General features: G+C 68.5%; 4 protein-coding genes and 1 pseudogene. 1 reads left to right on the plus strand and 4 read right to left on the minus strand.

Going from position 1 to position 5,175, the window contains the following annotated elements; all coding sequences use genetic code 11:
* From ACLP9N_RS23620 to ACLP9N_RS23630, 3 genes and pseudogenes are all read right to left on the minus strand, one after another.
* Nucleotides 1-260: AAA family ATPase (locus ACLP9N_RS23620; RefSeq protein WP_442409661.1), on the minus strand; the 260-nt coding region annotated here is incomplete at its 3' end.
* Nucleotides 257-1,417: an 8-amino-7-oxononanoate synthase gene (locus tag ACLP9N_RS23625; RefSeq protein WP_442409662.1), complete on the minus strand. Its 1,161-nt coding sequence runs from the start codon at nt 1,415-1,417 to the stop codon at nt 257-259. The genes ACLP9N_RS23625 and ACLP9N_RS23620, both read right to left, overlap by 4 nt.
* Nucleotides 1,418-2,064: 647 nt before the next feature.
* Nucleotides 2,065-2,892 (minus strand): annotated as a pseudogene (locus ACLP9N_RS23630) (PE family protein); the annotation flags it as partial.
* 467 nt (nt 2,893-3,359) lie between these two features.
* Here ACLP9N_RS23630 and ACLP9N_RS23635 point away from each other — a divergent pair.
* Nucleotides 3,360-4,034 (plus strand): methyltransferase family protein, encoded by a 675-nt coding sequence (locus tag ACLP9N_RS23635; RefSeq protein WP_442409663.1) that lies wholly within the window; start codon nt 3,360-3,362, stop codon nt 4,032-4,034.
* A gap of 193 nt (nt 4,035-4,227) precedes the next feature.
* Here ACLP9N_RS23635 and ACLP9N_RS23640 read toward each other — a convergent pair.
* Nucleotides 4,228-5,175 (minus strand): condensation domain-containing protein (locus tag ACLP9N_RS23640; protein WP_442409664.1); only part of this gene is annotated, 948 nt, incomplete at its 5' end.

Below are 5,175 nucleotides of genomic sequence, written 5' to 3' on the forward strand. Positions count from 1 at the left end.
GTGGGCAAGGCCGTCCCGGCGTGCGCGGCCGCGGCGACCGGCGCCAGCGGCTGGGGATACCGCGCCAGGCCGGCGAGCTCGGTCACCCCGGAGAGCCGGGCCACCTCGACGAGGTCGTCGTCGCCGGCGTCGGTGCCGGTCTGCACCGGTTTGCACACCGCCACGTCGATGCCGGCCTGACGGGCATGACACGCCAGCGCCGCGGTAACGACCGTCTTGCCGACCCCGGTGCCGGTGCCCGTGACGACCAGGACGGTCAACGGCGCCTCACGGCTAGCACGTCGGTCAACACCCGGCGAGCGATCTCCAGATCGGCGGTGTCCAGCGACGCCCGGGCGGTGAGCCGCAGCCGCGATGTTCCGGCGGGCACCGTTGGGGGCCGGAAGCAACCCACCTTCACCCCGGCGTCCAGGCACGCGACGGCGGCCGCCAGCGCCACTTCGGGATCGCCGAGGATCACCGACACCACCGCCGACTGCGGCTCGCCCTTGGTTCCGCAGATCGCGGACAGTTCGCGGGCGTTGCGCAGCACCGCGTCGGGCCGCCAGGCCTCGGCCCGCAGCACCTCCAGCGCGGCCCGCGCGGCACCCACCGCCGCCGGCGCCAGGCCGGTGTCGAAGATGAATGTCCGCGCCGTATCGATCAGGTGCGCACGCACCGCCGCCGGCCCCAGAACCGCGCCACCCTGACTGCCCAGCGCCTTGGACAACGTCGTCGTCACCACTACATCGGGCGCACCAGAAAGCCCCGCCTCGTGCACCATCCCGCGCCCGCCCCCGCGCACTCCGAGACCGTGCGCCTCGTCGACGACGAGCAGCGCGCCGTGGCGGCGGCAGACCTCGTGCAGGTCCCGGACCGGGGCCAGCGCGCCGTCGGCGCTGAACACCGACTCGGTGACGACGACGGCACGCTCCTCGTCGCGTGACTTCAGCGCCGCCTCCACGGAGGCGACGTCGCGGTGCGGCGTCACCAGCACCCGCGCCCGCGACAGGCGGCACGCATCCACCAGCGACGCGTGCGAATAGGCGTCCGATACCAGCAGCGATCCGGGGCCCGACAAGGCCACGACGGCCCCGAGGTTGGCCGTGTACCCCGAGGAGAACAACAGACCGGCGGGCGCGCCCACGAATTCCGCCAGCTCGGACTCGAATTGCTGATGCAACTCGGTGTCGCCGGTGACCAGACGGGACCCGGTGGCACCGGCGCCCCACACCCGCAGCGCGGCGACGCCACCCTCGATGACGTCGGGATGCTGCGAAAGGCCGAGGTAGTCGTTGGACGCCAGATCCAGTTCGGTGGCGACGACCGGACGCGGCCGCAGCGAGCGACGCAGCCCGGCGTCGCGGCGCTGCCTTGCGACCGCGTCCAGCCATGCCAGCGGTGATACCTCGATCGGTGCCTGCGCGGGGACGTTCATGGGGTTTCAGCCTACGAGGCGTGCGACATCGACCATCGCCGAGGTGATTTGAGCGATCTTCCGACGGGCGCGACCCGAAAGCCCTGGAAAGGGCCCTACGCCTGTCCGGCGGTGCCGTTTCCGCCTGCGGTACCGGCGGTGCCGCCGCCGGTGGTGGCCCCAGCGGCTCCGCCGCTCCCTCCGCTGGCATTGGTTACCACGATTGCGAAGGCGTTGCCACCGACCCCGCCGTTGCCGGCCGCGACACCTGTTCCCGCGGTTGCGCCGCCGGCGCCGCCGACGCCGCCGACGGCCAAGCCGCTGCTGCTGAAGTTGTATGCAAGACCGCCAACGCCGCCGGTTCCGCCTGTGGGGCCGGCGCCGCCAACGCCGCCGACGCCACCCGTGGCGGTAGTCGCAGCCGGATTAAAAGGGTAGTAGCCATTAACCGCGGCGCCGCCCTGGCCACCCACGCCGCCGGTGGTCGTGCCGACGCCGCCCGCTCCGCCGGTGCCGCCGGTGACGTTTCCGTATCCGATGCTGACCGCGGGACCGCCCTCGCCGCCGACACCACCGACAACGCCGTTGCCGCCTACCCCGCCGGTGCCGCCGGTCACGTCGCCGCCCCCGCCGGCCCCGCCCACCCCGCCGGTACCGGTCGCGCTGTTACCGCCGGCCCCGCCGGTGCCGGGGGTGCCGAGATACCCGGCGCCACCGCCGGCCCCGCCGACACCACCATTCCCGCTGGTCGCGGCCCCGCCGATCCCGCCGGCCCCGCCGTTACCGAGGACAAACCCCCCGACCCCGCCGGCCCCGCCGTTACCGCCGACCACCAGCGCTGTCGTGGAGGCCCCGCCGGCCCCGCCGCTGCCGCCAGCGCCGAACCAACCCGCCGCCCCACCGTTGCCACCGGCCGCACCGGCCCCGCCGGTTCCGCCGCTGCCGCCATTGCCGATCAGCCCGGACTGCCCGCCGTTGCCCCCGGCCACGCCGGCGGTGGTGGAGCTGTAGCCGTTGCCGCCATTGCCGATCAGGAACCCACCGGGCTGGCCATTCGGGCTGGTCGCTGTCCCGTTTGCGCCGTTGCCGACTACAGGACTCCCGAATGTCACCACTGACTGCGCATTGGCCGCCGCCACCGCGGCCTGGACGGCCTTAGCGGGCGAGGCAGTGACCGCCGCCACCGCGCTCTGCGCGGCCCGCAACGGGGAGGTGCTGGCGGCCTCGGTGGCCGCATATGCGCCCCCCGACCCGGTCAAGACCTGCACGAACTGGGCGTGAAGCGCCGCCGCCTGAGCGCCCAACGCCTGAAACTCCTTGCCGACGCTGGAAAACACCGACGCGATCGCCACCGACACCTCGTCACCGGCGGCGGCAATCAACCCGCTGGTCGGGGCCGCCGCCGCCACATGTGCTGCGTTGAGCGACGAGCCGATGGCAGCCACGTCCGCCGCCGCTGCCGAAATGATGTCTGGCGCTGCGAACACAAACGACATTGCTGACCTCCGAACCCGTTCACGATACTAAGCGCAAACAGACGTGTTCGGTTGCAGAATCTTTCGATCGCCTCCCTCGCCCATCATTCGTGCCTCCAGCGCACTGGGAGCCAGACGTCGACAGAACCGTCCGTTCGGCGTCTCGGGACCCGCCGCCCGCAACCGCGGTCCCGACGAATGCAACCACGTCACAGGACCGCCGACACGCCACCATCACGATCGCTGAGCCAAATAGGTGCTCCCCTAGCTACTTCGACGTGAAAAACTCCGACTTTTTCAGGTCGAAGTAGCTAGCGGCAAATGACACATTCGCGCACATCCTCCGGGTAGGCGGCGGTAGTTTCAGTCCTGCGCCGCCGTTGTGGCTCCTGGCGATCGGTGCGGTACTGACACGCTGGGAGTAGCGGTTATCCGGCGCCGCGATGTGCGCTGTTGGCGTGCGGTACCGGACCGACGAAGGAGGATCGGTGAAAACCATTCCCAAGTTGTTGGTATTCGGTCTTGTTGAGCTTGTCGTGTTTGGCTTGATGCTGTTTTTCCCGGCAGGCACGTTCAATTACTGGCAAGCATGGGTTTTTCTGGTGGTGGTTGCCCTTTCGGCGTGGATCCCCAGCATCTACTTGCTGCGTACGAACCCCGTTGCGCTTCAGAGGCGGATGCGTGGGGGGCCGACAGCGGAGACCCGAATGGCGCAGAAGGTCGTTATTGCCGGCTTGTACTTGTCGCTGGCAGCAATGGTCGTGGTCAGCGCCCTTGACCATCGCTTTGGCTGGTCGCCGGTACCAACGGCAATCTGCTTGGTTGGTGATGTTCTGGTAGCCGTTGGACTGGGTGTGGTGGCGCTGGTGATCATTCAGAACAGCTATGCGGCCGCAACCGTCCGGGTGGAGGCAGGCCAGACGGTCGTCTCCACCGGTCTGTATGGGCTGGTGCGCCACCCCATGTACACCGGCAATGTGATCATGATGGTCGGCATCCCGCTTGCACTCGGTTCCTACTGGGGACTCGTCTTCGTCGTTCCTGGACTAATCGTGCTCGCCTCACGCATCCGCGACGAGGAAAAGCTGCTCCAAATAGATTTGGACGGATATCACGAGTACACGCAGAAGGTTCGCTATCGCCTGGTGCCACGTATGTGGTAGCAGCCGCACGACGTACAACTGAAACTACCGACTTTCGGCTCGGGTGAATGCCGGTCAGCTGGATGTGTGCCGCAGCTGGTAGTAGGCGTACACCTCGGTGGTGTCTTCCTTATTTGCATAGCCGTTGCACGGACTCAAAACTAGATCCCTTCGCCCTTGGCTTTCGCTCGGCCTCGATGTCGTCGGCGTGGTCTTACAGATCGCCGGCCGGGCTGACGGCGGGAAGTTCTCCTACCGAGTTGGCCTGTTCGCTCAACCGCTGGCTCAAGCTTCTAACGGACGGCGCGTCGAATAGGGTGGGCACGCCAAGCTCGATATCGAGGGCTGTGTTGATCGCGGCGATCGCCCGCATCGCGGAAAGCGAATCCCCGCCCAGGTCGAAAAACGACGCATCGACCCCGACGCGGTCTATCCCCAGGACCTGGGCGTAGATGCCGGCCAGGATCTGCTCGACCCGGGTAGCCGGGGCGCGATCACCACCGCCGTTGTTGTGGTATTCGGGTGCGGTCACCGGCGTGGGTGCGGGTTGGGTCAACAGCGCTCGGTTGGCCCACGCATCGGGCCGGGCGTGCTTACCGCCGTCCAGCAGGTCCGTTGACGACAACGGCTGTGTCGGGTCGGTGGCCATGGCCACCAACACCTGCTGGAATCGCTTGATCAGTGTTTCGATGCCGGCCGGGTCGAACACGTCGGTGCGGTATTGGACGTGAAGGCCCAGTTGGCTGCCCGGCACGGCTTGGACCGTAAGCGGGTAGTGGTAGTAGTCGCGGTTGGTGAGCTCGGTGATGGCCAGCCCGTCGTCGCCCGACAACGCGGCGGTGTCGGTTGGGTAGTTTTCGTAGACGAAAACGGTGTCGAACAGTCGTGGGTGACCGGTGACGCGGTGGATGTCGCTGAGCCCTAGGTGCTGGTGCTCGAGTGTGTGGTTGTGGGCGCTTTGCAGTTGGTCGAGCAGGTCGGTGGTGGTGGTGGTTGCCGCTGTGATGGCCGCACGCACCGGCACCGTGTTGATGAACAGGCCCACCATCGAGTCCGCGCCGGGGACCTCGGCCGGCCGCTCCGAGACCACGGCGCCGAAGGCGACATCGTGCTGGCCGGTCAGCCCCATCAGCAGCTGCGCCCAGGCGGCTTGGAGCACGGT

The sequence above is a fragment of the Mycobacterium sp. genome (genome assembly GCF_052144515.1).
Taxonomy (GTDB): Bacteria; Actinomycetota; Actinomycetes; order Mycobacteriales; family Mycobacteriaceae; genus Mycobacterium.